We start from the raw sequence: 24,833 nt of genomic DNA, 5'->3' as shown, positions 1-24,833 counted from the left end.
GCGCGTCGGGGGCGTGTAGGCGATTCAGTGTAGTGGATCAGCGGACGGCTATCCGGCGTTCGCTTCCGCTCGCCGCTGCACCAGTTCCTCGACCGCGGACGGCAGCGTGGTGTCAAAGTCGATGAGCTTCGCCCAGGTCGGCGTGACGACGATGCGGACCATGCCGTCCGCGTACAGGGAGCGGACTTCGGCCTCCCATTCGACGCGCTGTTCCGCCGTCATCTCGTAGGTGCCGTTGATCTGGAGGAACTCGTCGGGGATGTGGTCAACATAGTCGAGTTCGGCGCGGCCGCGGACGAGCAGGATCTTCGGCGGGTGCGACTCGGTGTCGATGGTCAGCGCGACCATCGGGTTCGCCCGCAGCGCAGGAAGTTTCGGCGCGTTCTTGGTGGTGCACAGGACGACCTCGGCACCGTTCCAGGTGAACGAGATCGGGACGCTGCGCGGGGTGCCGTCCTTCGCCACGTAGGCGAGCCGGGTGATGTCGCGGGCGAGCAGTTCACGGCTGAGCGGGCGGTTCAGGACTTCGGCGACTTCCTGCGGTTCCATCGTGGTCTCCTTCTCGACTTCGGTCAGGTGCTGCGGGGACGGAGCCCGGACGGCGTTCTCGACATTACCTCGACTGTGACCTGGGTCACTTTGATAACTACAACACTTGTACAACTGCTTGACAGTTATCTGGCGGAGGGCGTTGAGTACTCCGCGAGCCGGGAAACGTGATCGGCCCGGGAAACGGGCCCGGAGGGAGTGCTTGCCATGACCACCGCCGCCCCTGAGTTAACTCTGCGTGAGCTTCGTTCTCAGCGTGTACACAGCGTGTGTGCAGAACAGTGGTCAACCATGACGCCCTGGCACCGGAAGGCCTGATGACCGACCCTCACGACAGACGTGCCGCCGCGTCCCGAAGTGCTGCGGCGCGTGGTGTCGCCGCCCGTGCCGCGGCCCGGCGGCGGCGGGTCACCGGCCGGGTCGCGCTGGCGCTCGCGGCCGCGTTGACGCTCTCGCTGACCGGCTACGGCTGGGCGGCCTACCACGGTGTCGTGTCCGGGCTGCAGGTTTCCGACGTGCTCGACGGGCAGTCGACCTCCAGCGGCGGCGACACCAACATTCTCATCATGGGCCTCGATTCGCGGCTCGACGAGAACGGCAACCCGCTGCCAAAGGACATCTACAACTCGCTGCACGCCGGGGATCAGCAGGACGGCGGCTACAACGCGAATGTGCTGATGCTGCTGCACGTCCCCGGCGACGGCGGCAGGGCGACGTCGATCTCGATCCCGCGCGACGATTACGTGCCGCTGGCGGGCTGTCCGGACAACGTGTGCCAGGGCAAGATCAAACAGGCCTACGGGCTGGCGTTCGACGAAAAGGCCAAACAGCTCGTCTCGCAGAATGTCACCGACAAATCCCAGCGCGAGCAGCAAGCCCGGGACGCGGGCCGCCGGGCGGAAATCGACACCGTGCGGAAATTCCTCGGCGGCCTCCCGATCGACCATTTCGTCGAGGTCACCCTCGTGGCGTTCTTCGAGATCGCCCAGGTAGTCCAGCCGATCACGGTGTGCCTCAACGAGGACACCCAGGACAGCTATTCGGGCGCGAATTTCCACGCCGGCCAGCAGGAGATCAGCGCCGAACAGGCCGTCGAATTCGTCCGGCAGCGTCGCGACAACGTGCATCCGGCACTCAATTTCACCGATCTCGACCGCGAACGCAGACAACAGGCGTTCATCTCTTCGCTGGCCTATCAGCTCAAACAGGGCGGTACCTTCACGAATCCGGCGAAACTCCAGGGGATCCTGGATGTCGCGAAGCAGAACACCGCGGTCGACAGCGGGCTGGACCTGCTCGCGCTCGCGAAACAAGCGTCCAGCCTGACCGGCGGGAATGTCAGTTTCGTAACCCTTCCGGTCGACCATTTCGGCAAGAGCCCGTCCGGCGAAGACGTCAACTTCGTGAATACCGGGCAAATCCAGTCCCTGGTCGCGCAACTGCTCAGCGGCGCTCCGGTGCCGACACCGGCCGCGTATGTGCTCCCGATGACGCACAGCAGCGGCGTTCCCGCTCCCCCGCCGGCGTTGAGCGGGGGCGGAATCCCTTGCGTGAAATAGCTTCAGCGCCGAATGCCCGCGCGCCGCACTATCCGATGAAGACGGTTAGGGCATAATCGGCCCGGCGCGTTCCTTCCGCGCGCCGGAAAATCGGCGGACGGCGGTGCGCGAGTGGCTACGACACGGAACAGACGGACCCGGGTTCCGGTCGCGATCGTCGGCTGGCTCTCCCGGCCGCTGGCGTCGTTCCACCTCGTCCTCGCGCTGTGCGGCCTGCTCACGCTGCTCGGCGTCATCATGGTGCTGTCGGCGTCCTCCGCGCAGCCGGGCGGCGTGTACAGCACGTTCCAGAAGCACGTCATCTTCGTCCTCATCGGCCTGGTCGCGCTGTGGGCCGGGCTGCGGATTCCGTTGCGGCGGATCAGATCCCTCTCGCCGATGCTGATGCTCGTGACGCTGGCGATGCTCACGCTCGTGCTCACCCCGCTCGGTGCGAAGGTGAACGGGGCGCAGCGGTGGTTCGCGCTGGGACCGCTGACGCTGCAACCGGTCGAGGTCGCGAAGGTCGCGCTGACCCTGTGGGGTGCGCACATTCTCGTCGTGAAAGCCCGGCTGCTGCACCACTGGCGGCATCTGCTGGTGCCGCTGGTGCCGGTCGCGCTGCTGATGTTCGCGCTGGTGATGGCGCAGCCGAACCTCAGCGGGACGATCTCGCTCGGCATCGTGCTGCTGGCGCTGCTGTGGTTCTCCGGAGCGCCGGGACGGCTCTTCGCCGCGCTTCTGGCCGGCGGCGTCGGCGGGTTCGTGGTGCTCGCGCTGGTCGCGGACTACCGGCTCGCGCGCGTGCTGTCGTTCCTCTCCCCCGACGCGGACACCTCCGGCGCCGGATACCAGGCGGTGCAGGCGCAGTACGCCCTCGCCGAGGGCGGGTTGTTCGGCGTCGGGCTCGGTCAGGGCGCGTCGAAGTGGAAGTACCTGCCGAACGTGCAGAACGACTTCATCTTCGCGCTGATCGGCGAGGAACTCGGTTTCCTCGGCTGCGCGGTGGTGCTGCTGCTGTTCGGCGGGCTCGCGCTGGTCGGCCTGCGGATCGCGACGCGCAACCTCGACCCGTGGATCCGCATCGTGGCCGCGACGATCACCGTGCTGCTGGTGGCGCAGGCGGCGGTCAACATCGGGTACGTGGTGAACGCGCTGCCGGTCACCGGGGTGACGCTGCCGCTCGTGTCGTACGGCGGGACGTCGCTGATCGTGACGATGTTCCTGTTCGGCGTGCTCGCCAGTTGCGCCCGGCACGAACCCGCGGCGGTGGCGGACTTGAACCATCTCGGGCCGGGCAAGATCGGGCGGATCCTGCGGCTGCCGGTGCCGGAGCCGTACCGGCCGGTCCGGACGCCGGGGAAAACGACTCGCGCGCGGCGGCCGGCCGCGGCGCCCCAACGGCGGAGGCCGCCGGAGCTGGCGGACGGGCAGCGGGCGAAACGTTAGGGCAGCGCCCCGAGGTGCTGGACCTCCGGTGCGGGGATCGAGCGGGACAGATACCTCTCGTCCAACGGCCGGACCCGCGCACGCAGCTCGCGGGAAGCGTTGCGCGGCAACCGATGCAACGCCTGGCCTAACCGGGCCCGCGCGGACACTGGATCAGTCGCCGGACCGTACTCGGCGTAGTACGGAACGTGGTCTTCCGGCGGGTGCCGGTCCAGCTGCCGGTACGAGGCATGGACCCGGAGCCGCGACGGGCGCTACGCGGCATGGCCCTTTCTGATCGGCATATCGGCAATCCTGCCAGGCTTTACCGTTTCGGCCAATGCCAAGCCGGTTGGTCCAGCCGCCCCTGCCCGGCGACCACCGTCGCGCCGAAGTCCTTCTCCAGTTCCAGTACCGAGGCGTCCTCGAGAAACCGGACCAGCAGCTGGGAGTGCGACACCACCAGCAGTTGCGTCTTCTTGGCCGCCGCGGTGATCAACGCGGCCAACGCCGGCAGCAGGTCCGGATGCAGGCTGGTTTCCGGTTCGTTCAGGACGAGCAGCTCCGGCGGGCGCGGGCTGAGCAGCGCCGCGGCCCACAGCAGGTAGCGCAGGGTGCCGTCGGAGAGTTCGGCGGCGCTGAGCGGGCGCAGCAGGCCGTGCTGGTGGAAGCGGAGGTCGAAGCGGCCATCGGCGGTGGCTACTTCGACGGACGAGCCGGGAAAGGCGTCGTCGATCGCGGTGGTCAGTGCGTCGGCGTCGGTGGATTCCTGGATGGTGCGCAGGGCCGCGGCCAGGTCGCCGCCGTCGTGGTCCAGCGCCCAGGTGCGGGTGCCGATGCGGCTTTGCCTTCCCGGGGCGTCGGCGTCGGTGCGGAAGTGGTCGTAGAACCGCCACGCGCGGACTCGGTCGCGGACGATCAGGAGTTCCGGACACCGGCGCGGGTCGGCGAATTCGCTCAGCATGCTGTCGGTGAGGGCGATCGAGTGGCCGCCTTCAGCCCAGGAGCCGGACTCGTCGCGGATGCGGACCCGGGTGCCGGAACGGTCGGCCAGCAGGGCGGACGGGCGCAGTACCGGGCCGTGCCAGACGCATTCGCGTTTGTATTCCGGGTCCAGGTTGAAGGCCGTTGGACGGCGTTCGCGACTGGGCACGGGCAGGCCGAAGTCCAATGCGTAGCCGAATTCGTCACCGGAGAAGCCGAGCCGCAAACCGACCGCGGTGGTGCGCTGCAAGGGCTGCACCGGCGACCGGCCCTCGCGGACGGCTCGGCCGATCTTCTCCGGACCGGCCCACAGCGTCGACGGCAGACCGCCTTCGCCAGCGAGAGCGGCGACCGCGCCGTTGCGTCCCGCGTCGGCCAGCAGCCGCAGCGCGCGGTACAGGCTGGACTTGCCGGTGCCGTTCGCGCCGACGATCACAGTGAGCTGCGACAACGGCAGCACCAGGTCTCGCAGCGAGCGGTAGTTCTGGATCGCCAGGGTAGTCAGCACACCTTCACCTCCGCGGGCAGGCTGAAGCGCGGGAACAACTCGGGTTTGAGGAACCAGGTGACGGTGCGGATTCGGTCGCCCCACAGCGCGAGAACGAGGATTCCGGCGGGATGCCCCACCGTTCCGTCGGGTTCCGTGAGGTAGCAGGCGAAGGCTGGGTGGGTGTTGGCGCGCGTCGGGAGCAGACGGAACCGTCGGGTGCCACGCCACTGCCCGAACATCGCGAGGAACGCCGTGACAGCTTCGCGGCCGACGTATTCGTGCGGCGCGGGCGGCATGGCGAGCCAGCCGTCGTCGGTCAGGAGGGCGACCACGCCGTCGACGTCTCCTTCGCTGAATGCGTCCGCGAACCGTTGCGCGATCTCCCGTTCCCGCGGTGCTGGCGGCGCGGGTTCGACGGTCTGCCGCAGCTGGGCTCGCGCGCGTTGCAGAGCGCCTTTGACCGCGGTGGAGCTGGTCTCCAGCATGTCCGCGACCTCGGCGGTCGAATAGTCGAGCACATCGCGGAGCAGGAGGACGGCGGCCTGGCGCGGCGGAAGTTTCTGCAGGGCCGCGACGAACGCCAGCTCGAACGTTTCCTTGGCGCTGTACTGCGCGGCGGGGTCGTCGGGCGCGGGCTGCAGCCAGGTCACCTCGGTACGGCGGCTGGGCTCAGTCGGAGTGAACGGCGGCGACGGCTCGGCCGGGACGCGACGACCGGCGTCGCGGAGGGCGTTGAGGCAGCGGTTGGTCGCGATCCGGTACAGCCAGGAGCGCACTGAGGCGCGGCCGGCGTAGCCGTCCAGCCCGCGCCAGGCGGCGAGGAGGGTCTCTTGCAGGAGGTCTTCGGCGTCGGTGAGGGAGCCGAGGATGCGGTAACAGTGCACTTGCAGCTCGTGCCGATAGGGCTCGACCAGCTCGCGGAAGGCGCGCGCGTCTCCGGCGCGTGCGCGATCGAGGATGTCCTGGCCCACCTTTCGCATACTGCCATCGTTCCGTTTCCGGGGCGGGCGGTGTCTGTACTGGTGACCCCTGAGAAAGGCGAAACGATGAACCCTGTCGACGATCTGTCCGCGGTCCTCGATTCCACCGGCGCGCTGGTCGCCGGCGTGTCTCGCTGGGACTCGCCGACGCCGTGCCCGGAGTGGACGGTCCGCGAACTGGTGAACCATCTGGTCCTCGGGCACCGGCTGTTCACCGCCGCCCTGAGCGGTGCGAAGGGCGCGTCGTTGGACCCGCGCGGCTCGGACGCGCTCGGCGACGACCCGGTAGCGGCCTACCGGGACGCGGTTGCCGGTCTGCTCGCGGCGTTCCGGCAGCCGGGGGCGCTGGAGCAGGTGGTCGAGGTCCCGGCCGGGACGGTTCCGGGGATCGTCGCGGTGCATCTGCGGATCGTCGAGGAACTCGTCCACGGCTGGGACCTCGCCCGCGCCACCGGGCAAGAGGCGAAGTTCGAGGACGCCTTGGTGGAGCGGGAAATCGCGTTCAGCGCGGCGAAACTCGCCGACCTGCCGCCGGAACGGAGCCCCTTCGCGCCGCCGGTGCCGGTTGCCGAGGACGCACCGCCGCTGGATCGGCTGGTCGCGTTGCTCGGACGGTCGCCGAGTTAGCCGACGCGAAATTCCAGGAGGCCTCGTTGATCGGTCAACGGGGCCGCCGATTCAAGGACCAAACCCGCGGAATCGGCGAGTGCACGGAATTCTTCCACGCGTCGTTCACGGCCGCCGAAATGGACCAGCATGACCAGGTCCATTTCGGTGCGCGCGTGAATTCCGCTGACCGCTTCGATGGCGAGAATCCGACCGGACCGGCCTGCCGCTTCGGCGCACCGCTCCAGGATGCGGCGGGCGTTTTCGTCATCCCAGTTGTGCAGGATGTCCACCAGGACATAGGCATCCGCGCCCGCCGGGAGCGGATCGAAGAAGCTGCCGCCGCGCACCTCGACCCGGTCGGCCAGGCCGCGTGCGGCGAAGGCGGCGCGGGCCTCGCTCGCGGTCGGTTCGAGGTCGACCAAGTGGGCGCGCAATTTCGGATTGGCTTCGAGAATCGCGGCGAGCAAATCTCCTCGACCGCCGCCGACGTCGACTACCGTAGTGAAAGAAGCCCAGTCGATTCCGGCGACCACTTGGGGGATCTCCGTGCGGAACCGGTTGATCATCTGCTGATCGAAAGACTTCCGTAGGTGCGGCTGCTCAGCAAGATCAGCCCAGAAATCCTTGCCGTAACGCCGGGAGTAAGCCGCCTCGCCGGTCCGGACGCTGTGTGCCAGCTCGACGAACGCGAGTTCGGCGCGACCGGCGGCTCGGTCCAGGTGCAGCAGGTTGGCTACTCCGTTTTCCTTGTCCTGGCAGAGATTCGCGCCGTACGCGGTGGTCAGGTAGCCCTCGTCGGTGCGTTCGACCACGCCGAGCGTGACCAGGTGGCCGAGCAGGACGTCGAGCGCGATCGGCGAGAGATCCAGTTCTGCGGCGACGTCGTCGACCGTGCCAGGGGCGCGCAGCCGGTCGGGCAAGCCGAGCGTCACCGCGACGCGCAATGCCATGGGGGTCGCCAGGCTGGCGGCACGGAGAAGGTGGGTCGCGTCATCACTCACGTGACTCCACTTTGCCAGCGTGGTCAACCGGCTTTCCGGGCCACGGTTGACAAGCTCGCCTCGAGGTCCGCGCGTATACGCTGGCCGGGTGGACACAGTAGCGGAATTGCTCGCGAACGTACGGGCTCGCGCCAGTCGCCCGAGATCGGGGTAAGGAGAACCGATGTCCCGCCCGCGCAAGGTCCGCAAGGACGCGGCGGCCAACCGTGAACGGCTGCTCTCCGCGGCTGCCTCGGCGATGCTTCGCGAAGGACGGCATGTGCCGCTGGCCGCCATCGCCGCCGAGGCCGGTCTCGGGATCGGCACGCTCTATCGCAGCTATGCCGACCGCGACGCGTTGCTCCAAGCCCTGGAGCACCGCGCGTACGGCCTGCTCAACAGCCTGCTCGACCAGATCGACGACAACGGCACCGGCATCGACCAGGTCCGCCGCTATCTCGAAGGCACCGTCGACATCGCCGATCAGCTCGTCCTTCCGCTGCACGGCGCGCCCCCGCTCGTCACCCCGGAAGCGGTCGCGGCCCGGAAGTCGATCTACGGGCGGCTCGAGTTCTTCCTCGCGACCGGCCGCGAGGACGGCAGCATCCGCGGCCCGGTCAACGCCACCGATCTCCTCGCGTTCAGCACCCTGCTCACGCAGCCGAAGGCGTCCGTCCTCGACTGGACCCACCTGGCGAGGCGGCAGATCGCGCATTTCCTCAACGGCCTCGCAGCCGGGGGACCGATCGAAGTGCCTGGTCCCGCTGTCGAGCGCGACGACGTCGAGCGAGCCTTCGAAGACCGGACGAACAGTTAGAAGGTCTTCCGAACGATCGGCCGTGTTACCGTCGGGCGTCGTCAAGGAGGTGGGGATGCCCGCAGCAGGCACCCGCAAACCGATGCGCGAACGGTTCCGCGAGCAGGTGCGCGAGGAGGTCAAATCCGCCGCACTCGACCAGCTCGCGGCCGGGGGCGCGCAGGCGATCTCCATCAACGCCATCGCCAAGCAGCTCGGGGTCAGCGGACCGGCGTTGTACCGCTACTTCTCCAGCCGCGACGAGCTGCTGAACGTCCTGGTCATCGACGCGTACCACGACCTCCGCGACGCCATGGCGCAAGCGCTCGGCACCGACGCACCCGACGCGGAAGCGCGGATCCGGCTGCTGGCCGCCGCCTACCGGAGCTGGGCGAGGGAAGAGCCGCACCGGTACGAGTTGCTGTTCAAGGCACCGTTCCCCGGCTACGACGCGCACGCCAAGCCGCTCGCCGACGCGGCCCGCGCGCTGATGGGCGTGGTGCTGGGGGTGTTGCACGACCCCGACACCGCGGGAAAGCCGTACGACAACGAGGAAGTCCTCGACGCCCGGCGCGCGAACACCGAGAACCACCAGCTGGCGGTCGCGTTGTGGTCGCGGCTGCATGGCTTTGTCAGCCTCGAAATCGGCGGCGGTTTCACCGCGATGGGCCTCGACGCCGACGCGTTGTTCGAGACCGAAGTACAGGTGCTGACGGACCGGGTGCGCCGCGCCGGCTAATCACCGGCGAGACGCGCGCGGCTTCGCCCCCAACGCCACTGCCAGCACCGCTCCGGCGACCATGCACGCGCCGACCACCCACAATCCGGTCCGCTGCGTACCGGTCAGGTCGCGCAGCCAACCCGTCAGGTACGGCGCGACGAATCCGCTCAGGTTGCCCAGCGCGTTGATCAACGCGATCCCGCCGGCGGCCGCCGCGCCGGACAGGAAGTTCGAGGGCAGCGCCCAGAACGTCGGCAGCGCCGCACACACGCCCATCGCGCAGATGGTCACCGCGGTCATGGTGGCGTAAGGGTTTCCGAGATACAGCGCGACCGGGATCGCCGCGCCGCCGACGAGCATCGGCAGCGCGACGTGCCAGGTCCGTTCCCCGGTCCGGTCGCCGTGGCGCGCCCACGGGACCATCACCAGCGCACCCGCGACGTACGGGATCGCATTCACCAGACCCGCTTGCAGCACGGTGAGCTTGGTGCCGAACTCCTCGCCGAACCCGGCGATGATCGTCGGCAGGAAGAAGCCCAGCGCGTACAGGCCGTAGACCACCGCGAAGTACACGAACGCCAGCCCGAGGATCCGCGGGTGCGTGAGCGCTTTCCGCAGCGGCCAGTGGTGTTCGGCTTCGGTGGCGCGGCGTTCGGCGTCGAGTTCGCTGGTGAGCCAGTCGCGTTCCTCGGCCGTCAGCCACTTCGCGGATTCCGGCCGGTCGCTCAGGCAGAACCACGTGACGACCGCCAGCAGGATCGCCGGAACGCCTTCCACGAGGAACATGAACCGCCAGCCGGACAGGCCGAACACGCCGTGCCCGCCGCTGATCAGCAGACTCGAAACGGTCGAGCCGATCGCGCTCGACACCGGCACCGCGCACATGAACAGCGCGACCGCCTTCGCCCGCTGCGCCGCCGGGAACCAGTACGTCAGATACAAAATGATGCCGGGGAAGAACCCCGCCTCGGCGACGCCGAGCACGAACCGCAGCACCACCAGCGTCGTCGTGTTCGGCACGAACGCCATCGCGACGGCCACCGCGCCCCAGGTGATCATGATCCGCGCGATCCAGCGGCGCGCGCCGAACCGGTGCAGCGCGAGATTGCTCGGCACCTCGAGGATCAGGTAGCCGATGAAGAAGATCCCGGACGCGAGCCCGAACGCGGTCGCGGTGAGGCCGAGTTCTTTGTTCATCCCGTTCGGACCGGCGAACCCGATGTTGACCCGGTCCAGGTAGTTGACGAAGTACAGCAGCATCAGCAGCGGCATGATCCGCACCGCCGCCTTGGCCATGACCCGGTTGCCCAGCGCGCTCGTCTTCGTCGGCATGTCCGGATCTCACCCGCCCGGACCCCGCTGAGTCAAGGTTTCGCGTAATGCTCGGCGACCGCGGCGAACGCCTCCTTCGGTTCCCAGTTCAGCCCCGGGTACGCCGTGCCCGACCGTCCTTCCAGGACTTTCACCAGGCCGAAGCTGGCGAGGTCAAGATCGTCCGGGTAGTTGTAGAGCGCGAAAAGGAACACGAACGCGCTGTCCACTCCCTCCGCGTCGAAGATCTCCAGCAGCTCGCGCAGATACGCGGCCTGCCCGGCCTCGTCCCGCTCGTACTCGCCGTCGATGCGGAGCGGATCGCCGGTCTCCTTGTCGTACTCGACGATCTCCATGCTCCGCGGCGCGACGTCGCCGGACCCGCGCCAGGTCGCCGTGCCGAAGCCGGTGATCGCGACCGGTTTCCCTTGCGCCACCAGGGTTCGCACGCCGGCCTGGAAGAGGTCGGCGACCTCGGCGGAGCGGATGAGCTCCACCGTGACGAAGTCGAACCGGCTCCAGTCCACCTGCTCGAACTGGATGCACGCGTAGGTGACCGGGCCGTGGAACCGTTCCCGCACGATCTTGACCGCGGCGTCGAGGAACGGGTCGAGCCGCTTGCCCACCTCGGCCAGCCGCTCGGCGCGGCCCTCGGGTTCGGCGAGCAGCAGGCCGACTCGTTCGGCGGTGTCCTTGCCGGGCAGGAAGCCTTCGTTCATCACGCTCAACTCGACGCCGGTCACGAACACGACGTTCGCCCCGGTGGCGCGCAGCCATTCCGCGCGGGTGGCGCAGTCGGCGAAGAGGGCGAGCATCTCGTCCTGGGTCTGCTCCAGCGGATACGGCGAGAACCAGACCTCCAGCCCCAGTTCGGCCGCCCACCGCGAGGCCTGCTCCAGCCGATCCGGATCGCCGCCCACGACGTGCACCGCGGTGCAGTGCAGGTCGTCGCGGATGATCGCCAGTTCGCGCTTCACCACCTCCGGTTCGAAGCTCTCCCGCGACGACCGTCCATTGCGGACGAATCCGGTGTCGTACGTCATTCCCTTGCCGCGCATGGCGGTTTCCTCTCGCTCGGGGACGCCGCCCACCTTACGCACGAAACTTGCGTGCACGCAAGTTTGCGTAGGCGCAGGAACCCTGCGAGACTGGCCGGGTGACCGGATTGCGCGAACGGAAGAAGCAGGCCACTCGCGTCGCCTTGCGTGAAGCGGCCCTGCGGCTGGCGATCGAGTACGGGCCGGCGAACGTGCGCGTCGACGACATCGCCGAAGCGGCCGGAGTGTCCCCGCGGACTTACAACAACTACTTCTCCAGCCGCGAGGAAGCGATCGTCGCGGCGGTCACCGCGGACCGCGAGAACCGGATCGCCTCCGCCGTCGCCGAGCGCTCGCCGGATACCCGGCTGGCCGAGGCGATCCTCGACGCGATCGCGGAGCAGTACACCGATCCCGGCGAACAGAGCCGCGACGCCCTCCTGCTGATCACCACGAATCCCGGGCTGCGCACGGCTTTTCTCGACGCTCCGGCCGCCCTCGCGGACCCGCTGCAGGAGGTGATCGCGGCCCGGGTCGGCAATCCGCAAACCGCGCGCGTGCTGGCCGCGTCGATCGCCGCGGCGGTCCGGGTCGCACTGGAGCAGTGGACGCAACCGGCGGGCAACGGACTGGTCGTGGTGTCCGGCTCACTGCCAGATCTGTTGCGGCGAACGCTGGAACCACTCGTTCCGGCGCTCGACGCGGCGGAAGCGGACTAGGCCGCGATCTCCTCGAAGATGTGCGGGTAGGACACGACGTCGTCGGGGAACTCGGCTGCCACGCGCTGGAACTCCGGATTGCTCAACGCCGCGGCGAGCGCCTCGGTCGACTCCCACACCGCGACGTTCAGCAGCAGCTGGCTGCCCGCCGTTCCCTGGTGCATGCGCAGTGAGACGAATCCGGGCTGAGCCTTCATGAACTCGGCCTGCTTCCGGAAGAGAGCCAGGAACGCATCGGTCCGCTCCTTCGGGACGACGAAGGTGTTGGCGAGGACGATCTGCCCGGTTTTCTCCTTGAACTGAGCGAACATCGGCGTGTGCGGGTCGAGGCTCTGCAACTGGGCCATTTCGGAACTTCCCTTGCTGTCGACTGAATCTAGCAACGCTAGATACTGGTTCGACGCTAGCACTGCTGTCGCTCGGTTGTCTAGCAGCGCTAGCTCTAGGCCGGGCCGGTGATTCTCCGCCTGCTCGGCGTTCAGCTCCGACATTCACTTCACAACTTCGTGAAAGATGTGTACATTCTGAACTATTCAGAGGGGAAGGAGCGACGATGACCCGTCAGGCAGGACTCCCGCTCGAAAGGGGCGCGTGTCCGTTCGATCCGGTGCCGGCCCAGCGCACGCAGGCTCCGGTCGAGCCGATGACGTATCCCGACGGCTCCCAGGGCTGGCTCGTCACGGGATACCGGGAGGTTCGGGCAGTCCTCGCGGACAAGCGGATGTCCGCGCGCGCCGAACTCGCGAAGGTTCCGCTCGACTTCGGTCCGCTGCCGCCGCCGAAGCCGGCCGACCCGGGGGTGTTCACCGGGATGGACGACCCGGACCACCACCGTTACCGCAAGCTGCTGACCGGGGCGTTCACCGTGCACCGGATGCGCACGTTGGAGGACCGCGTCGCCGAGATCGTCGACGCCCACCTCGACGCGATGGCCGCCGCGGACGGTCCGGTCGACCTGGTGGAAGCGTTTGCGCGGCCGGTGCCGTCGCTGGTGATCTGCGAACTGCTCGGCGCGCCCTACGAACGCCGCGCCGAGTTCGACGGCTACGCCAGGACCATGTTCTCCAAGGACATCCCGGTCGCCGAGCGGATCGACGCGACACAGGGCGTCGTCGCGTTCATCGCCGGGCAGATCAAGGAGAAGCGCGCGAACCCGGGCGACGACCTGCTGTCCGATCTCGTCCGCGGCGACGAGCTGACCGACGAGGAACTCGCCAACATCGGCATGATGCTGCTGGTCGCCGGATTCGAGACGACCCGCAACATGATCGCGCTCGGCGCGCTGGCGCTGCTCGAAAACCCGGAGCAGCTGGCGAAGTTCAAGGCCGACCCGGAGCTCACCGCGGGCACGGTCGAGGAACTGATGCGCTACCTCAGCGTGATCCACATCGGCCCGATCCGCACCGCGCTCGAGGACGTCGAACTCGGCGGCGTGCGGATCAAGGCGGGCGATCCGGTCGTCATGTCGCTTCCGGTCGCCAACCGGGATCCGGAGAAGTTCCCGGACCCGGACCGCCTCGACGTCACGCGCAAGGCGGCCGGGCAGCTCGGCTTCGGGCACGGCGTGCACCAATGCCTCGGGCAGCAGCTGGCGCGGGTGGAGATGCGGATCGCGCTGTTCCGGCTGTTCGCGCGGTTCCCGGACCTGCGGCTCGCGGTGCCGTTCGCCGAGGTGGACCTGCCGCACGACGCGTCGATCTACGGTCCGGTGCGGCTGCCGGTGACCTGGCGGCGGGAGTAGCCTGGCAGCGGCGGATCGAACACCGGAATCGAGGTTTTCCGCACTGTGCACGCGATTGCTCTGATTGGCGCCTTCACGTTCGTCTGGTTCGGGATGGTGCTCGCCATCTCGTTCCTGGAAGCCCCGCTGAAGTTCCGCGCGCCGGGGGTCACCATCCCGATCGGCCTCGGCATCGGCCGGATCGTGTTCCGGGCCTTGAACATCGCCGAGATACTGCTCGCGGTGGGGGTGGCGGTCACCGTGGCGGTCGGGCAGCCGGGCACCGCGGTGACGGTGCTGGCGGCGGTGGCGGTCGTGGTGCTGATCGGGCAGCTGGGGGCGGTCCGTCCGGCGTTGAACCGGCGGACGGACCGCGTCCTCGCCGCTCCGGAAGGCGTGGAGCTGCCGCGCTCCCGGGCGCATTTCGTTTACCTCGCCACGGAAACCGTGAAGGTGCTCGTGCTGCTGGCGCTCGGGATCCTGACCGTGGCGGGCTAGCGGCTCACGCGAACCCTTCCAGTTCCGCGATGCGGCGGAACACCTCGCGGGTGTCCACGCGTTCCATCTCCGGGTCGAGTTCGTAGTACACCGCGAGCACGTTCTGCGCGAGGCGGCCGTGTTCGTCTAGGTCGGCGAACCGGCCGAGCGAGATGTCCCGCATCGCCTCCTCCGCCGTCATCCCCCGGCGATGACGGTCGGCAGCCTCGGCTCGCACCCACTCCAGGTAGTCGCGGACCGAACGGATGCCGTCGGCGTCGGTGACCGGTCCGTGGCCGGGGACGACGAACTCGGCGTCCATCGCGAGCATCGCGTCGCAGGCGGCGATCCAGTTCGTCACCGGTCCCGCCCAGGTGATCGGGGTGCCGCCGATGAACAACAGGTCACCCGCGTACAGCACGCCCTCGTCGGGGACCAGCACGACGCTGTCTCCCTCGGTGTGCGCGGGGCCGAGACAGCGGATTTCCACGGCGACGCCGCCGATGTCGAGCTTCAACTGCCCGGCGAACGTCCGGGTCGCCGGGGTCGCAGTGATGGAGTCGAAGTCGAACGGGTGGAGGATGTGCTGGGCGAAGCGACCCAGCGGGCCTTCCTGATTCACCAGGCCACGCATGAGGTCGGGGCCGTTGGTGCGCATCTCTTCCGCGGTGGCTTCGGACGCGATGATGGACGCGTCGGCGACCAGTTCGTTGCCGAACCAGTGGTCTCCGTTCGCGTGCGTGTTCACGACTGTCTTGATTGGACTGTCTACTGTGGTGTCTTGAAGCCCGTCGAGCATTTCCCGGGTCATCGGCACGTCGAAGAGCGTGTCGACGAGGAGGGATTCTTCTTTCCCGGCGATCAGCCCGGCGTTGCTCCAGCCCCAGGTGCCGTCCGGGACCAGCCAGGCCGAGCAGTGTTCGGTGAGCCGGTGATGTCCTTTGGTGTAGGGAATGTCTTTGCGCATTGCCTGCCTCCTAGCGGACGTGCACTTCAGGTGCGCCTTGATACGAAGCCAATCCCGCACCGTCCGGCGCGGTCTGCCGTTGCCCCACCGGGTTTCGCAGCACCCCGACGCCGGCCGCGGCGAGTTCCACCACGTCGCCCGGCTGGATCCAGCGGTCCAGCTCCAGCCCGCACCCGCCGCCGACGGTGCCGAGTCCGAAGAACTCCCCTGGATAAACGTCTTCGTCCAGCGAGGCCCACGCGAGCACCTCCGCGAACGAGAACTGTCGGTCCTTTGTAGACCCTGAAGCCCAGACTTCACCGTTCACTGTGGCCGTCATCTGCACCGCCCATTCGTCGACCTCGTCCATGGTCAGCACGCACGGACCCATCGCGGTGCAGAAGTGTTTCCCTTTGGACGGACCGATGGTCATGCTCATCTCGAACATCTGGATGTCGCGGGCGCTGACGTTGTTGAAGATCGTGACTCCGGCGATGCGTCCGGCCGCTTCGGCTGGCGTGAGGTTCTTGCCGCCGCCGGACGTGAAGAAGCCCAGTTCAAGCTCGAAGTCGAGCTGCGCGGTGTAGGACGGCCACAGCAACGGTTCGTCCGGCCCGATCACTGTTTCGACGTTGCACTGGTAGCAGATCGGCATCGCGGCGAAGGCTGGCGGAACGGCGAGTCCAGAGCCCTTGGCGTGCTGGGTGTAGGTCAGATAGTCGCGAATCCGGCGCGGCCTCGGCACCGGCGCGAGCAGGCGAACGTCTGCTTGCGGAAGCACTGCCGGACAGCCTTCGTCGACTAAGACGTCGCCCTTTTCGGCTGCTGCATCGGCCAGCTGAAGCGCCTGTTCCGCCCTAGCCCGCGCCTCGGCTCCGCCCTCGAAGAAGGCGACCATCTCCGTCGGGACTTCGGTTTCCCCTGCTCTCGACGCTCGCAAGACCCGCGCCGGATCCACCACAGTGTCGCCGTGCAGCACCCCGAGCCGGGCAGCGCCCGCGGATTCATAGGTGACCAGACGCACCGCCGCCTCCTTGAACTGGAGTTCAATTTTAGACTTGCGTCCAATCAAGCTAGGCCGCGGCGGAGGCAGCGTCAAGAGCGCCGTTCAGCAGGCGCCGCGAAGAAATGATGGTTGACTGCGAGGCATGACGGCAGAGGCGACGACCGACCGGCGGACCAGGCAGCGACACGAACGCCGGGACCGGCTGTTCCAGGCGGCCGTGGAGCTGTTCGTGGAACGCGGCTACGAGAACACCACGATGGAGGACATCGCCGAACGCGCCGACACCGCGCGCGCCACCGTGTTCAACCACTTCCAGCGCAAGACGGCGTTCCTCGACGAGTGGAGCCTGCGCCGGCGCGAACGCGCGATGACCGCGGTGCGCGCCGAGAACCTGGAGGACCGGCCGCTGCGCGAGGTGCTCAGCCGGTACCTGATCGAACTGGCGCGCAACAGCCTCGACTCCCGCGCGGAAACCGTCGCCTGCATGGGCGCGGCGATCCACTCCACCAACGTGTTCGGCAATCCGGAACTGGCGCGTGAGTTCGCCGCGTTCGTCGCGCGGGCGCAGGAGACCGGAGAGATCCGCGCGGACGTCGATCCGGCGCAGGCGGGTTTGCTGCTCGCCACCGGGTATTTCGGGACGCTCAGCTCATGGATCGAGAGCGAGGCCGCGCCGTTCGATCTGCAGGAGCATTTGCTGAAGCTGGTGGAGATGATCCTGCGCGGGATCGCGGTGAGCTAGCCGCGCACGACCCCGGCGATGCCGGACAGCAGCTCGCCCATGTCCACCACTACCCGCGATTCGCCGCCGTTCAACGGCACCTCAGTGATCCGCCCGCCGAGGTCGGAAACGTAGGCGACTTCGTCGTCCACCGCCAGGCCGATCGCCTCGGTGAAGCCGCTCGCCAGGATCTCCGGCTCCGCGCCCTTCTCCCCCGGGCCGGGAATCGGTGCGCGGTTCAGCGTGTTGCCCTTCGGGGCCGCACCGCGGTCGGTCCAATACAGGTACCCGCCACGGATTTCCAGGTCGATCGGTTCCGGCAGGTGATCCCACAGGGTCTCCACATCGGACCGATCACGCGCGGTCTCGCCCGCAGGGATCTCCAGTCCAGCACGGAAAATCCGGCCGACGCCGCCCTTCGCCGGACCCTTCTGCGTCCAGTAGAGATGCGTGGCGTCCACAGTCACGCCGACGCATTCCTGCATCCCGCTGTCATCCGGCTCGTTCACGATCAGGTCCGTAAGGCCCGTGCCGTCTGGACGCACCCGGGTGATCCGGTAGCCCTCCCGGTCGCCCCAATACAGGGAACCGTTGTACGCCAACTGTTTCCCGGTAGTCAGCGTTCCATTCGGAACGACGTCGCGGGCACCGGTGCCGTCGAAGGAAACCGCGTGCAGACCGCCGTTTCGCGCCGAGTAGTCGAGACCCGCTTCGCCCGGCACCGACGGATCACGCGAAGGCATGCCCATGGTGGTCCAATAAACAGTGCCATCGGCGATGACAACGCCATCCGGCGAGACGCCAGCGTCTTTGTACAGCGGGGTAACCTGCCCGTCGGGAAGTCCGACGCGGTAAATCGTCCCGGTGCGAATGCCCAGCACCACTAGCTCGCTGAACATGTCACCTCCACTCTGGACGGTGCGACCCCATGGGGATCAGCGGATTCGTGTAGTAGCCCGGGGTCTCGGACATCCGGATTTGTTCGGTGACGCCGCGGTAGCGACCCAGCGGGGTGTCCGCAATGAACGTCTCGGGGTCGAAGTATTCGTGCCCGGGCGCGACACCGGCGACCTCCGCGGCGTAGCCCTTGTCGAAGATTCCCAGGCTCAGCAACCATAAGGCGACGCGCGTGAGCGAAACCTGCACTCGGTAGGAACCGCCCCATTCGGCGCGGAGCATGAGTGCGCGCAGGATTCCCAGTTGCAGGAACCAGGAAGTGATGTAGTCGTTCACCACCGGCACCGCGGGCAGCGACGGGACCCCGCCCTCGCCCTCCAGCAGCATGACGCCGGACAGGCAGCCAGCCGTCTGGTCGAAGCCAACTCGGCCGGACCACGGGCCGGTGCCGCCGTTGAGCGTCACCTCGGCGTGAATGATTCCGGGCCGGATCTCGGCGGCGGTTTCCGCGTCGAGACCGTGCCGCGCAAGGTATCCAGGGCGGCGGTTGGCGTAGAAGATGTCCGCGCCGGTGAGCAGCCAGTGCATCCGCTCCTGGTCGGCGGGCCGGCGGAAGTCGAGCCGGGTGGAGCGAACGCCCACATTGGACGTCGCGTACAGCACCGGCAGTTCGTACTCGCCTGGATCCCACACGTTCAACACGTCCGCGCCGTGCAACGCCAGCGCCCGGCCGCAGCCAGCGCCCGCGATGATGTGCGCCCGACCGAGAGCGCGGATTCCTTCGAGCGGCGTGGAAGGGTTGGGGCGCAACGGTTCCGGCGCACTGTCGCCAATTCGCTCGACAATCACGGGCGGCATCGTCGACAACACCGACTGGTATTGCTCGGTCGCCATCAGCTCTTCGGTCGTGCGCACCACCGGCATGATGACGCCCGCGGCTTCGGCGGCGTCTTCCAGCTCAAACGAATTCCACTGCGCGATCGCTTGCTGCACCACGGCATCCCGCTCGGGAACGCCCAGCAGTGCGGCAGCGTCGTTGCGCAGCTTGGGATACGGGCTGATCGGGTGCACCCAGCGGCCGTCCGCGGTGGAGTAAAACCGATCGGTGCCGAAGGCTGGATCGACGCGCGCCGGGTCGCCCTGCGGGTAACCGTCGAGCAGTTCCCATTTCTTGTCGTAGAACGGGCACAGCCGGTGCGGCGCGGTCCGCAGGTCCATCGAAATGTCCTGCCCGCGCCCGCCGCGCAGCTGCCAGATCTTCGCCACCGCAACGGATTTCGCCGCCAGCGCGATCGACGTCGCCCCGGCCAGCCGCAGTGCGCCCGGCAGTACCGGGTCGGCTCCGGTGAACTCGATCCGGCCGCCTGCGTCGGATTCCTGCAGGCCGACCGAGCCGAGGAGATCGGCGAGCGGCTGGTGCAGATCGTATTCGTCGGTGGTGGCCGGTTTGGCGAGTGCCGCCTCGAGTTGCTCGGTGAGGCTCATGCCTTCTCCAGCGCGTCCACCACCGCGCGAGTACGGCTGTCGCGCTCTTCGACCCGCTCGGCGTAAGTGTCCGCGGTGCCGTAGGTCTGCTCGACCTCGTCGATCACCGCGTCGAGGTGTTCCCGGTCCGGACGGCCGATCTCGAACTTCATCTGCGACCCGACGTGGCTCACGAGGTGCCGGATCCCGTCCGGCCCGCCGCCGAGGTGCATGCTTTCGAACGGCCCGATGGTCGCCCACCGCGGCCCGAGCGACGCCTTGACCAGCTCGTCCAGGTCCGCCGCGGAGATCACGCCCTGCTGCACCAGGTACATCGCCTGGTCGTTGAAGACCTTCTGCAGCCGGTTCCCGACGAAGCCGGGCACTTCCTTCTTCAGCGTGATCGGCTTCTTGCCCAGCCCGCGGTAGACCTCGACGGCCTTCGCCACGGTCTCCTCGGACGTCGAAACTCCAGGCACCACCTCGACTAGCGGCATCAACTCGGGCGGGTTGAACGGATGCCCGATGACAATCCGCGAGGCCGCCGCGTTGCCCTCGGCGATCACCGAGGGCAACAGCGACGACGAGGAGGACGCCAGTACTACGTCGTCGCGCGTGGCGGCGGCGAGCGTCGCGAACATTTCCCGCTTCAGCTCGATCCGCTCCGGGCCCGACTCCTGGACGAAGTCGGCTCCGGCAGCGGCTTCCGCGAGGTCCGCGACTGCCGTGGCGGGCAGCCCGGCGAGGTCGCGAGAGACGATTTCCCGCAGGTCCGGGCGAGGATCGGTGACCCGCACCGTCCAGCCCGCCTCGGCGAACAGCCGAGCCCACGACACTCCGATGACCCCAGCGCCGACGATCGCGACGACCGGCATGGCGCGCTCCTTTCTCAGGCGGTGACCGCGTCCGCGTTGTTGAGCAGCGCGCTCGGGGGCGTCAGCAACGCGTCCGACGCTAGCGCGCGGCGACGGGCCGCGCTCACTCCGCCGTAACTCTCTGTAATGGCGATGAGGCGCGCCGCGTGGTGCGCGACCTCTGATTCGTAAGTCATTCCGATGCCGCCGTGCAGCTGGACGATCTCCTCGGCGGTCGCGGTCGCCGCGTCGCACACGAACACGAACGCGTCGTCTGCCGTGGCGTCGAGGTCCACTGTGGACGCGCCGTTGTCGTACGCCTCGACCGTCGCGGTGGCCCACAGCGCCAGCGAACGAGCCAGCTCGACCTTCGCGTACAGGTCAGCCGCACGATGCACGAGCGCCTGGAACGCCGCCAGCGGAACGCCGAACTGCTTGCGGGTCTTGAGGTACTCGACGGTCATCGCGAGCCCGGTCTCCATCAGACCGATCGCCTCGCCGGTCACCGCGACCCGCGCCCGCGAGAACGCGCGACGCAACCCGGCCGGCGCGTCGGAGTCCGAGGTGCCGAGCAGAACCGCCGGCGTACCAGCGAATTCGACCTGCGACGTGTGTCCCCAGTCCGCGGCCCGGCCGTCGACGCGAGTGATGCCTTCGGCAGTCGCCTCGACCAGGTACACCCCGGTGCGGCCGTTCTCGTCGACCGCGGTGACCAGGAACTTGTCGGCCTGGTCGGCGTTGCGCACCGGCGACTTCACGCCGGTCAGCGCGGAACCGGCCGCCGACACCGACGGCGCGACGCCCCACGGACGTCCCGGCTCGGCGTGCGCGACCGCGATCGTGGTGCCACCGCTGGCGAGCAGCGGAAGCAGCTCCTTGACCTGGTCGTCGGTGCCCAGCTCGGCGACGATCCACGACGGCAGGAACACGCCGTCGAGCAGCGGTTCGGCCGCCGCGTGCTTGCCCATCGCTTCCAGCGTCGCGTAGACCTCGACCGGGCCCGCGCCCGCGCCGTCGTGGTCCGCGGAGATCGGGAGACCGGCGAGACCCAGCTCGCCGAGGGTGCTCCAGACCTGGTCGTTCCAGCCGAGTTCGCTGCTCGTCGCGGCCGCGCGGCCGCCTGCCGGGTAACCGCGGCCGACCGCCGTGTCGACGGTCTCGAACAGCAGCTTCTGGTCTTCGTTGAATTCGAGGTTCATGAGTCGCCGTCCCTTACAGACCGAGGATCGTCTTCGCGATGACGCCGCGCTGGATTTCGTTGGAGCCGCCGAAAATCGACAGCTTCCGCTGGTTCAGGTACTGCGCCGCGGCCACGACCGCGGCCTCGTCGGCGCGCACCGGCGACTCGGTGTCCAGCAGCATGCCGTCGGAACCGGCCGCGCGCATGCGCAGCTTCGTCAGGGCCTGCAGGGCCTGCGTGCCCTCCATCTTGAGCAGCGACGACACCGGGCTCGGCTGTCCGTTTTCGGAAGCGGCGGTGACCCGCATCTGGGTCGCCTCCAGCGCGAGCAGCGTGGTCTTCGCGGTGTGCATCGCAGCGCGGAACTCGGCGTCCTGCGCGAGCGGACCGTCCTCAGTGGGCAGATCCGCGGCCGCGGCGGCGAGGTCGGCGAAGATCCGCTGACCGGTGCCGACCTGGGCAATGCCGTTGCGCTCGTTGCCGAGCAGGAACTTCGCGTATGTCCAGCCCTTGTTCTCCTCGCCGACGAGGTTCTCCGCCGGGATCACGACGTTGTCGAAGAAGAACTCGTTGACCTCGGCGGAACCGTCGACCAGCTTGATCGGACGGCGCTCGATGCCCGGCGTGTTCAGGTCGAGCAGCAGGAAGGACAGCCCCTGCTGCTTGCGCGGCGCGTCCGGATTGGTCCGCGCGAGCACGAACATCCAGTCGCCGTACTGGCCGAGCGTGGTCCAGGTCTTCTGTCCATTGAGGACGTAGTGGTCGCCGTCGCGCTTCGCGGTGGTGCGCAGCCCGGCGAGGTCGGAACCGGCCTCCGGCTCGGAGAAGCCCTGCGACCACCAGATGTCGAGATTCGCGGTGGCGGGCAGGAACTTCTGCTTCTGCTCCTCGCTGCCGAACTCGGCGATGATCGGGCCGACCATGCTCGCGTTGAAGGCGAGCGGCTGCGGCACCGCGTTGCGCTGCAGTTCGGAGGCGTAGATGTGGGACTGGGTCGGAGTCCAATCGCGACCGCCCCATTCGACCGGCCAGTGCGGCACGGCCAGACCGTGCTCGTTCAGGATCCGCTGGCTGGTGACGATGTCGTCACGCGTGATCAAGCCGAGTGCGCTGCGCTTGCGGACTTCCTCCGGAATCGCGCCGAGGAACACCTCCCGCAATTCGTCCCGGAACGCGAGGTCCTCTTGAGACAGTTCGAGATCCATCGATCAAACCCCTTCAGTGGTGCGTACGGCTCCGACGACTTCGGCGGTGCTCGCGCCAGCGCGTTCGGCGTGCCTGCGGAACCCGGCCGGGGTCCGCGAGAAATGCAGCGGGCTCTCCACGACGCGGATAGTGCCCTCGGTCGGGTGTTCCCGCTCGGTGATCAGCCCGACTTCCTGAACGTACGGGTCGGTCGGCAGGTCGGCGATGTCGACGACGACCGCGTACGGAACGTCGTGGGCGGTCAGGTACTCCTCCCACTCCGCGGTGGTGCGGCTGGCGGAGTTGGCCAATACCTTCTCCACCCCCGCGGTGAAAATCTCCCGGTCGATCACCGGGGAGTCCCAGGCCGGATCGGCCGCGGCGTCCTCGAGGCCGGCGCCGATCAGCAGCGTCCGCACGGCGTCGTTGGTGTAGGGCACCGCGGCGATCGCGCCGCCGTCGGCCGTGCGCATGGCCGCGTGCGTGTCGCTGAGCGAAAGCGGGTTGCCGACGTCGCCGGCAGCCGGGACGAAAACGTCGCCCGCCAGGTGCTCGACGAGGTTGACCGCGATCATCGCGTCGGCCATCGCGAGTTCGACCTGCTGGCCCTTGCCGGTGCGCTGCTGGTCGAAGAGCGCGGCGAGCACGCCGTTGAGCAGGTACAGCGCGGCGGTCTTGTCGGCGATGAAGGTCGGGACGAACTGCAGCGTGCCGCCTGCCCGGTCCTGGAGGCTGACCAGGCCGGACGTGGCCTGGATGACCTCGTCGTAGGCGGGCCGGTTCGCGCGCGACGAGCCGGGCGCGAAGCCCTGCGCGTGGGCGTAGACCAGGCGGGGGAAGCGTTCGCGCAGCTGCTCGTAGCCGAGGCCGAGCCGGTCGAGCGCGGCGGCGCGCATGTTGGTGACGAGGACGTCGGCGTCGGCGAGCAGGGCGAAGAGGTCTTCGCGGCCGGCCGGGTCCTTGAGGTCGAGTTCGATACTGCACTTGTTCTGGTTGACCTGCATGTACAGCGGGGCCATCCCGGGCGTGCGGCCGGTGTTGGCCGGCGAGTGCCGGGCGACGTCGCGCAGCGGTTCGACCCGGATCACGTCGGCGCCGAAGTCGCCGAGGATCTGCGTGGCGTACGGGCCCATCACCGCGGACGACAGGTCGAGCACCTTCACCCCGGAAAGCGGTCCGGTGGCATCCATCTTCGCGGTCCTCCCGTTGACGATCTTTGCTTCACCACTGACGCTAAGCGCTTGCTCACCAGAAGGGAATGACCGAGTGCATCAGATCGGTATGACCACCGTGATAACACCGTGGGTACGCTGCTCAGCGTGGAGATTCACCACCTGCGGTACTTCCTCGCGGTCGCGCGCGAGCTGAACTTCACCCGTGCGGCACGGGCGCTGAACATGTCCGTTCCGCCGCTCAGCCAGCGGATTCGCGACCTCGAACGCGAGCTGGGAGAACCGCTGTTCGACCGCTCCACCCACCACACCCGGCTGTCCGAGGCGGGCGAGGCGCTGCTGCCGCTCGCCGAATCGGTCGTTTCGGGCTTCGACGCCATTCCGGTCCGCATGCGCACCCGCGACCAGCGCGCCGACGTCCGGCTCGCCATCCCCGACGTGCTCAATCCCGCGCACCGCCGCCAGCTCAGCGAATCGATCCGCGCACTGGACGGCTCCTACCGGTTCACCCTGCGGCAGATGCCGTCGCTCGGGATGGAATCGGCGCTGCTCAGCAATTCGCTCGACCTCGCGGTGTCGCATCTCGGCACTTCGGACGACCGGCTGTCCACCATCGTCCTTTACCGCGAACCGCTGGGCGCGGTGGTGGACGCGTCGCGATTCCCCGGCCGGACCTCGCTCACCCTCGCCGACCTGCGCGGATTCCAGTATCTGCAGGGGCCGCGGCACTGGGACCTCGGCTCCCGGCGCGCCGAGCAGCTCGCCGCCAAGGGCGTGCTGGTCGATCCGGAGGCACAGTTCTCCGACGTCAGCGGGCTGTTGATCTTCCTGCGCAGCACCAAGAGCTTCACTCTCGCCCCGGTCGAATCCGCGACCGCGCTGGCGCTGGACCCGAACGAATGCGCGGTTCTGCCGATCGACGATCTGGTCGCCACCCTCACCACATTCCTGATCCGGCGCACCGCCGACACCCGGCTGGACCCGGTGGTCGAGGTGCTGCGGCACGCCCGCGTGTCGTGAGTGTTCAGGCCGGTTAGAACCGGCGTAGCCGCTCACGACCCCTACACTC

Annotated in this window: 25 protein-coding genes; 10 read left to right on the top strand and 15 right to left on the bottom strand. The window is 68.3% G+C overall.

Features of this window, described 5'->3' with window-relative positions; all coding sequences use genetic code 11:
* Positions 1-48 precede the first annotated feature (48 nt).
* Positions 49-549 carry a pyridoxamine 5'-phosphate oxidase family protein gene (locus PUT80_RS00635; protein ID WP_238604150.1) on the bottom strand — a complete coding sequence of 167 codons (501 nt, stop codon included), beginning with the start codon at positions 547-549 and terminating at the stop codon, positions 49-51.
* Positions 550-866: 317 nt separating this feature from the next.
* Here PUT80_RS00635 and PUT80_RS00630 point away from each other — a divergent pair, with 317 nt between their 5' ends.
* Positions 867-2,108 carry an LCP family protein gene (locus PUT80_RS00630; RefSeq protein ID WP_275290720.1) on the top strand — a complete coding sequence of 414 codons (1,242 nt, stop codon included), beginning with the start codon at positions 867-869 and terminating at the stop codon, positions 2,106-2,108.
* A gap of 111 nt (positions 2,109-2,219) precedes the next feature.
* Positions 2,220-3,536, top strand: coding sequence for a putative lipid II flippase FtsW (gene ftsW, locus PUT80_RS00625; protein ID WP_275290719.1), 1,317 nt, complete (start codon positions 2,220-2,222; stop codon positions 3,534-3,536).
* A 304-nt stretch (positions 3,537-3,840) separates the two neighbouring features.
* On the opposite strand, the gene PUT80_RS00620 is transcribed toward ftsW, so the two are convergent.
* Together PUT80_RS00620 and PUT80_RS00615 are read right to left on the bottom strand one after the other, a co-directional pair.
* On the bottom strand, positions 3,841-5,007 hold the full coding sequence (locus PUT80_RS00620; protein ID WP_275290718.1) for an AAA family ATPase: 1,167 nt from the start codon (positions 5,005-5,007) through the stop codon (positions 3,841-3,843).
* Positions 5,001-5,969: an RNA polymerase subunit sigma-70 gene (locus tag PUT80_RS00615; RefSeq protein ID WP_275290717.1), complete on the bottom strand. Its 969-nt coding sequence runs from the start codon at positions 5,967-5,969 to the stop codon at positions 5,001-5,003. The genes PUT80_RS00620 and PUT80_RS00615 overlap by 7 nt, the downstream gene beginning before the upstream one ends.
* A 66-nt stretch (positions 5,970-6,035) precedes the next feature.
* Here PUT80_RS00615 and PUT80_RS00610 point away from each other — a divergent pair, with 66 nt between their 5' ends.
* Positions 6,036-6,596 carry a TIGR03086 family metal-binding protein gene (locus PUT80_RS00610; protein WP_275290716.1) on the top strand — a complete coding sequence of 187 codons (561 nt, stop codon included), beginning with the start codon at positions 6,036-6,038 and terminating at the stop codon, positions 6,594-6,596.
* Here the strand turns inward: PUT80_RS00610 and PUT80_RS00605 are convergent.
* The gene (locus tag PUT80_RS00605) at positions 6,593-7,528 is read right to left on the bottom strand and encodes a methyltransferase (RefSeq protein ID WP_275291086.1); all 936 of its coding nucleotides are present in this window, start codon (positions 7,526-7,528) and stop codon (positions 6,593-6,595) included. The two genes, PUT80_RS00610 and PUT80_RS00605, sit on opposite strands and share 4 nt — an antisense overlap.
* Before the next feature lie 214 nt (positions 7,529-7,742).
* Here PUT80_RS00605 and PUT80_RS00600 point away from each other — a divergent pair, with 214 nt between their 5' ends.
* The gene (locus tag PUT80_RS00600) at positions 7,743-8,375 is read left to right on the top strand and encodes a TetR/AcrR family transcriptional regulator (RefSeq protein WP_275290715.1); all 633 of its coding nucleotides are present in this window, start codon (positions 7,743-7,745) and stop codon (positions 8,373-8,375) included.
* Positions 8,376-8,430: 55 nt separating this feature from the next.
* Positions 8,431-9,093, top strand: a complete 663-nt coding sequence (locus PUT80_RS00595) for a TetR/AcrR family transcriptional regulator (protein WP_275290714.1) — start codon at positions 8,431-8,433, stop codon at positions 9,091-9,093.
* Here the strand turns inward: PUT80_RS00595 and PUT80_RS00590 are convergent, their stop codons facing one another.
* The gene (locus tag PUT80_RS00590; protein WP_037811062.1) at positions 9,094-10,407 is read right to left on the bottom strand and encodes an MFS transporter; all 1,314 of its coding nucleotides are present in this window, start codon (positions 10,405-10,407) and stop codon (positions 9,094-9,096) included.
* Between the two features lie 32 nt (positions 10,408-10,439).
* Positions 10,440-11,444 (bottom strand): hypothetical protein, encoded by a 1,005-nt coding sequence (locus PUT80_RS00585; RefSeq protein ID WP_275290713.1) that lies wholly within the window; start codon positions 11,442-11,444, stop codon positions 10,440-10,442.
* A 98-nt stretch (positions 11,445-11,542) separates the two neighbouring features.
* Here PUT80_RS00585 and PUT80_RS00580 point away from each other — a divergent pair, with 98 nt between their 5' ends.
* Positions 11,543-12,142, top strand: a complete 600-nt coding sequence (locus PUT80_RS00580; RefSeq protein WP_275290712.1) for a TetR/AcrR family transcriptional regulator — start codon at positions 11,543-11,545, stop codon at positions 12,140-12,142.
* On the opposite strand, the gene PUT80_RS00575 is transcribed toward PUT80_RS00580, so the two are convergent.
* Positions 12,139-12,489 (bottom strand): antibiotic biosynthesis monooxygenase family protein, encoded by a 351-nt coding sequence (locus PUT80_RS00575; RefSeq protein ID WP_134665233.1) that lies wholly within the window; start codon positions 12,487-12,489, stop codon positions 12,139-12,141. The two genes, PUT80_RS00580 and PUT80_RS00575, sit on opposite strands and share 4 nt — an antisense overlap.
* Before the next feature lie 206 nt (positions 12,490-12,695).
* Between PUT80_RS00575 and PUT80_RS00570 the strand changes: the two genes are divergently transcribed.
* The gene (locus PUT80_RS00570) at positions 12,696-13,883 is read left to right on the top strand and encodes a cytochrome P450 (RefSeq protein ID WP_275290711.1); all 1,188 of its coding nucleotides are present in this window, start codon (positions 12,696-12,698) and stop codon (positions 13,881-13,883) included.
* Positions 13,884-13,976: 93 nt separating this feature from the next.
* Entirely contained in the window at positions 13,977-14,360 is a 384-nt protein-coding gene (locus PUT80_RS00565; RefSeq protein WP_275291085.1) for a hypothetical protein, read from the top strand.
* 4 nt (positions 14,361-14,364) lie between these two features.
* On the opposite strand, the gene PUT80_RS00560 is transcribed toward PUT80_RS00565, so the two are convergent.
* Both PUT80_RS00560 and PUT80_RS00555 read right to left on the bottom strand, forming a co-directional pair.
* Positions 14,365-15,306 carry an MBL fold metallo-hydrolase gene (locus PUT80_RS00560; protein ID WP_275290710.1) on the bottom strand — a complete coding sequence of 314 codons (942 nt, stop codon included), beginning with the start codon at positions 15,304-15,306 and terminating at the stop codon, positions 14,365-14,367.
* Between the two features lie 10 nt (positions 15,307-15,316).
* Positions 15,317-16,309: a fumarylacetoacetate hydrolase family protein gene (locus PUT80_RS00555; RefSeq protein WP_275290709.1), complete on the bottom strand. Its 993-nt coding sequence runs from the start codon at positions 16,307-16,309 to the stop codon at positions 15,317-15,319.
* Positions 16,310-16,433: 124 nt separating this feature from the next.
* Between PUT80_RS00555 and PUT80_RS00550 the strand changes: the two genes are divergently transcribed.
* Entirely contained in the window at positions 16,434-17,033 is a 600-nt protein-coding gene (locus PUT80_RS00550) for a TetR/AcrR family transcriptional regulator (RefSeq protein ID WP_275290708.1), read from the top strand.
* On the opposite strand, the gene PUT80_RS00545 is transcribed toward PUT80_RS00550, so the two are convergent.
* Genes PUT80_RS00545 through PUT80_RS00520 form a run of 6 tightly spaced genes read right to left on the bottom strand, consistent with a single transcriptional unit; the run spans position 17,030 to position 23,782 of the window.
* A complete protein-coding gene (locus tag PUT80_RS00545) occupies positions 17,030-17,911 on the bottom strand; it encodes a hypothetical protein (protein WP_275290707.1) in 882 nt (293 codons plus the stop codon). The two genes, PUT80_RS00550 and PUT80_RS00545, sit on opposite strands and share 4 nt — an antisense overlap.
* 1 nt (position 17,912) lies before the next feature.
* Entirely contained in the window at positions 17,913-19,394 is a 1,482-nt protein-coding gene (locus PUT80_RS00540) for a CoA transferase (protein WP_275290706.1), read from the bottom strand.
* The gene (locus PUT80_RS00535; protein ID WP_275290705.1) at positions 19,391-20,248 is read right to left on the bottom strand and encodes a 3-hydroxyacyl-CoA dehydrogenase NAD-binding domain-containing protein; all 858 of its coding nucleotides are present in this window, start codon (positions 20,246-20,248) and stop codon (positions 19,391-19,393) included. The genes PUT80_RS00540 and PUT80_RS00535 overlap by 4 nt, the downstream gene beginning before the upstream one ends.
* Positions 20,249-20,262: 14 nt before the next feature.
* On the bottom strand, positions 20,263-21,426 hold the full coding sequence (locus tag PUT80_RS00530) for an acyl-CoA dehydrogenase family protein (protein ID WP_275290704.1): 1,164 nt from the start codon (positions 21,424-21,426) through the stop codon (positions 20,263-20,265).
* A gap of 13 nt (positions 21,427-21,439) precedes the next feature.
* Positions 21,440-22,612: an acyl-CoA dehydrogenase family protein gene (locus PUT80_RS00525; protein WP_037811046.1), complete on the bottom strand. Its 1,173-nt coding sequence runs from the start codon at positions 22,610-22,612 to the stop codon at positions 21,440-21,442.
* Positions 22,613-22,615: 3 nt separating this feature from the next.
* Entirely contained in the window at positions 22,616-23,782 is a 1,167-nt protein-coding gene (locus tag PUT80_RS00520) for a CoA transferase (protein WP_275290703.1), read from the bottom strand.
* Between the two features lie 129 nt (positions 23,783-23,911).
* Between PUT80_RS00520 and PUT80_RS00515 the strand changes: the two genes are divergently transcribed.
* Positions 23,912-24,784, top strand: coding sequence for a LysR family transcriptional regulator (locus PUT80_RS00515; protein WP_275290702.1), 873 nt, complete (start codon positions 23,912-23,914; stop codon positions 24,782-24,784).
* Positions 24,785-24,833 lie beyond the last annotated feature (49 nt).

The organism is Amycolatopsis sp. La24 (genome assembly GCF_029087445.1).
Classification (GTDB): domain Bacteria; phylum Actinomycetota; class Actinomycetes; order Mycobacteriales; family Pseudonocardiaceae; genus Amycolatopsis; species Amycolatopsis nivea.
This window is presented reverse-complemented; position numbering and strand designations above follow the sequence as displayed.

Bases quoted from the DNA above. Each gene is read 5' to 3' on its own strand.
- PUT80_RS00635 (WP_238604150.1), bottom strand. From the start codon at position 549: ATGGAACCGCAGGAAGTCGCCGAAGTCCTGAACCGCCCGCTCAGCCGT.
- PUT80_RS00630 (WP_275290720.1), top strand. From the start codon at position 867: ATGACCGACCCTCACGACAGACGTGCCGCCGCGTCCCGAAGTGCTGCG.
- PUT80_RS00615 (WP_275290717.1), bottom strand. From the start codon at position 5,969: ATGCGAAAGGTGGGCCAGGACATCCTCGATCGCGCACGCGCCGGAGAC.
- PUT80_RS00610 (WP_275290716.1), top strand. From the start codon at position 6,036: ATGAACCCTGTCGACGATCTGTCCGCGGTCCTCGATTCCACCGGCGCG.
- PUT80_RS00605 (WP_275291086.1), bottom strand. From the start codon at position 7,528: ATGGCATTGCGCGTCGCGGTGACGCTCGGCTTGCCCGACCGGCTGCGC.
- PUT80_RS00600 (WP_275290715.1), top strand. From the start codon at position 7,743: ATGTCCCGCCCGCGCAAGGTCCGCAAGGACGCGGCGGCCAACCGTGAA.
- PUT80_RS00595 (WP_275290714.1), top strand. From the start codon at position 8,431: ATGCCCGCAGCAGGCACCCGCAAACCGATGCGCGAACGGTTCCGCGAG.
- PUT80_RS00590 (WP_037811062.1), bottom strand. From the start codon at position 10,407: ATGCCGACGAAGACGAGCGCGCTGGGCAACCGGGTCATGGCCAAGGCG.
- PUT80_RS00585 (WP_275290713.1), bottom strand. From the start codon at position 11,444: ATGCGCGGCAAGGGAATGACGTACGACACCGGATTCGTCCGCAATGGA.
- PUT80_RS00575 (WP_134665233.1), bottom strand. From the start codon at position 12,489: ATGGCCCAGTTGCAGAGCCTCGACCCGCACACGCCGATGTTCGCTCAG.
- PUT80_RS00570 (WP_275290711.1), top strand. From the start codon at position 12,696: ATGACCCGTCAGGCAGGACTCCCGCTCGAAAGGGGCGCGTGTCCGTTC.
- PUT80_RS00565 (WP_275291085.1), top strand. From the start codon at position 13,977: ATGGTGCTCGCCATCTCGTTCCTGGAAGCCCCGCTGAAGTTCCGCGCG.
- PUT80_RS00560 (WP_275290710.1), bottom strand. From the start codon at position 15,306: ATGCGCAAAGACATTCCCTACACCAAAGGACATCACCGGCTCACCGAA.
- PUT80_RS00550 (WP_275290708.1), top strand. From the start codon at position 16,434: ATGACGGCAGAGGCGACGACCGACCGGCGGACCAGGCAGCGACACGAA.
- PUT80_RS00545 (WP_275290707.1), bottom strand. From the start codon at position 17,911: ATGTTCAGCGAGCTAGTGGTGCTGGGCATTCGCACCGGGACGATTTAC.
- PUT80_RS00540 (WP_275290706.1), bottom strand. From the start codon at position 19,394: ATGAGCCTCACCGAGCAACTCGAGGCGGCACTCGCCAAACCGGCCACC.
- PUT80_RS00535 (WP_275290705.1), bottom strand. From the start codon at position 20,248: ATGCCGGTCGTCGCGATCGTCGGCGCTGGGGTCATCGGAGTGTCGTGG.
- PUT80_RS00530 (WP_275290704.1), bottom strand. From the start codon at position 21,426: ATGAACCTCGAATTCAACGAAGACCAGAAGCTGCTGTTCGAGACCGTC.
- PUT80_RS00525 (WP_037811046.1), bottom strand. From the start codon at position 22,612: ATGGATCTCGAACTGTCTCAAGAGGACCTCGCGTTCCGGGACGAATTG.
- PUT80_RS00520 (WP_275290703.1), bottom strand. From the start codon at position 23,782: ATGGATGCCACCGGACCGCTTTCCGGGGTGAAGGTGCTCGACCTGTCG.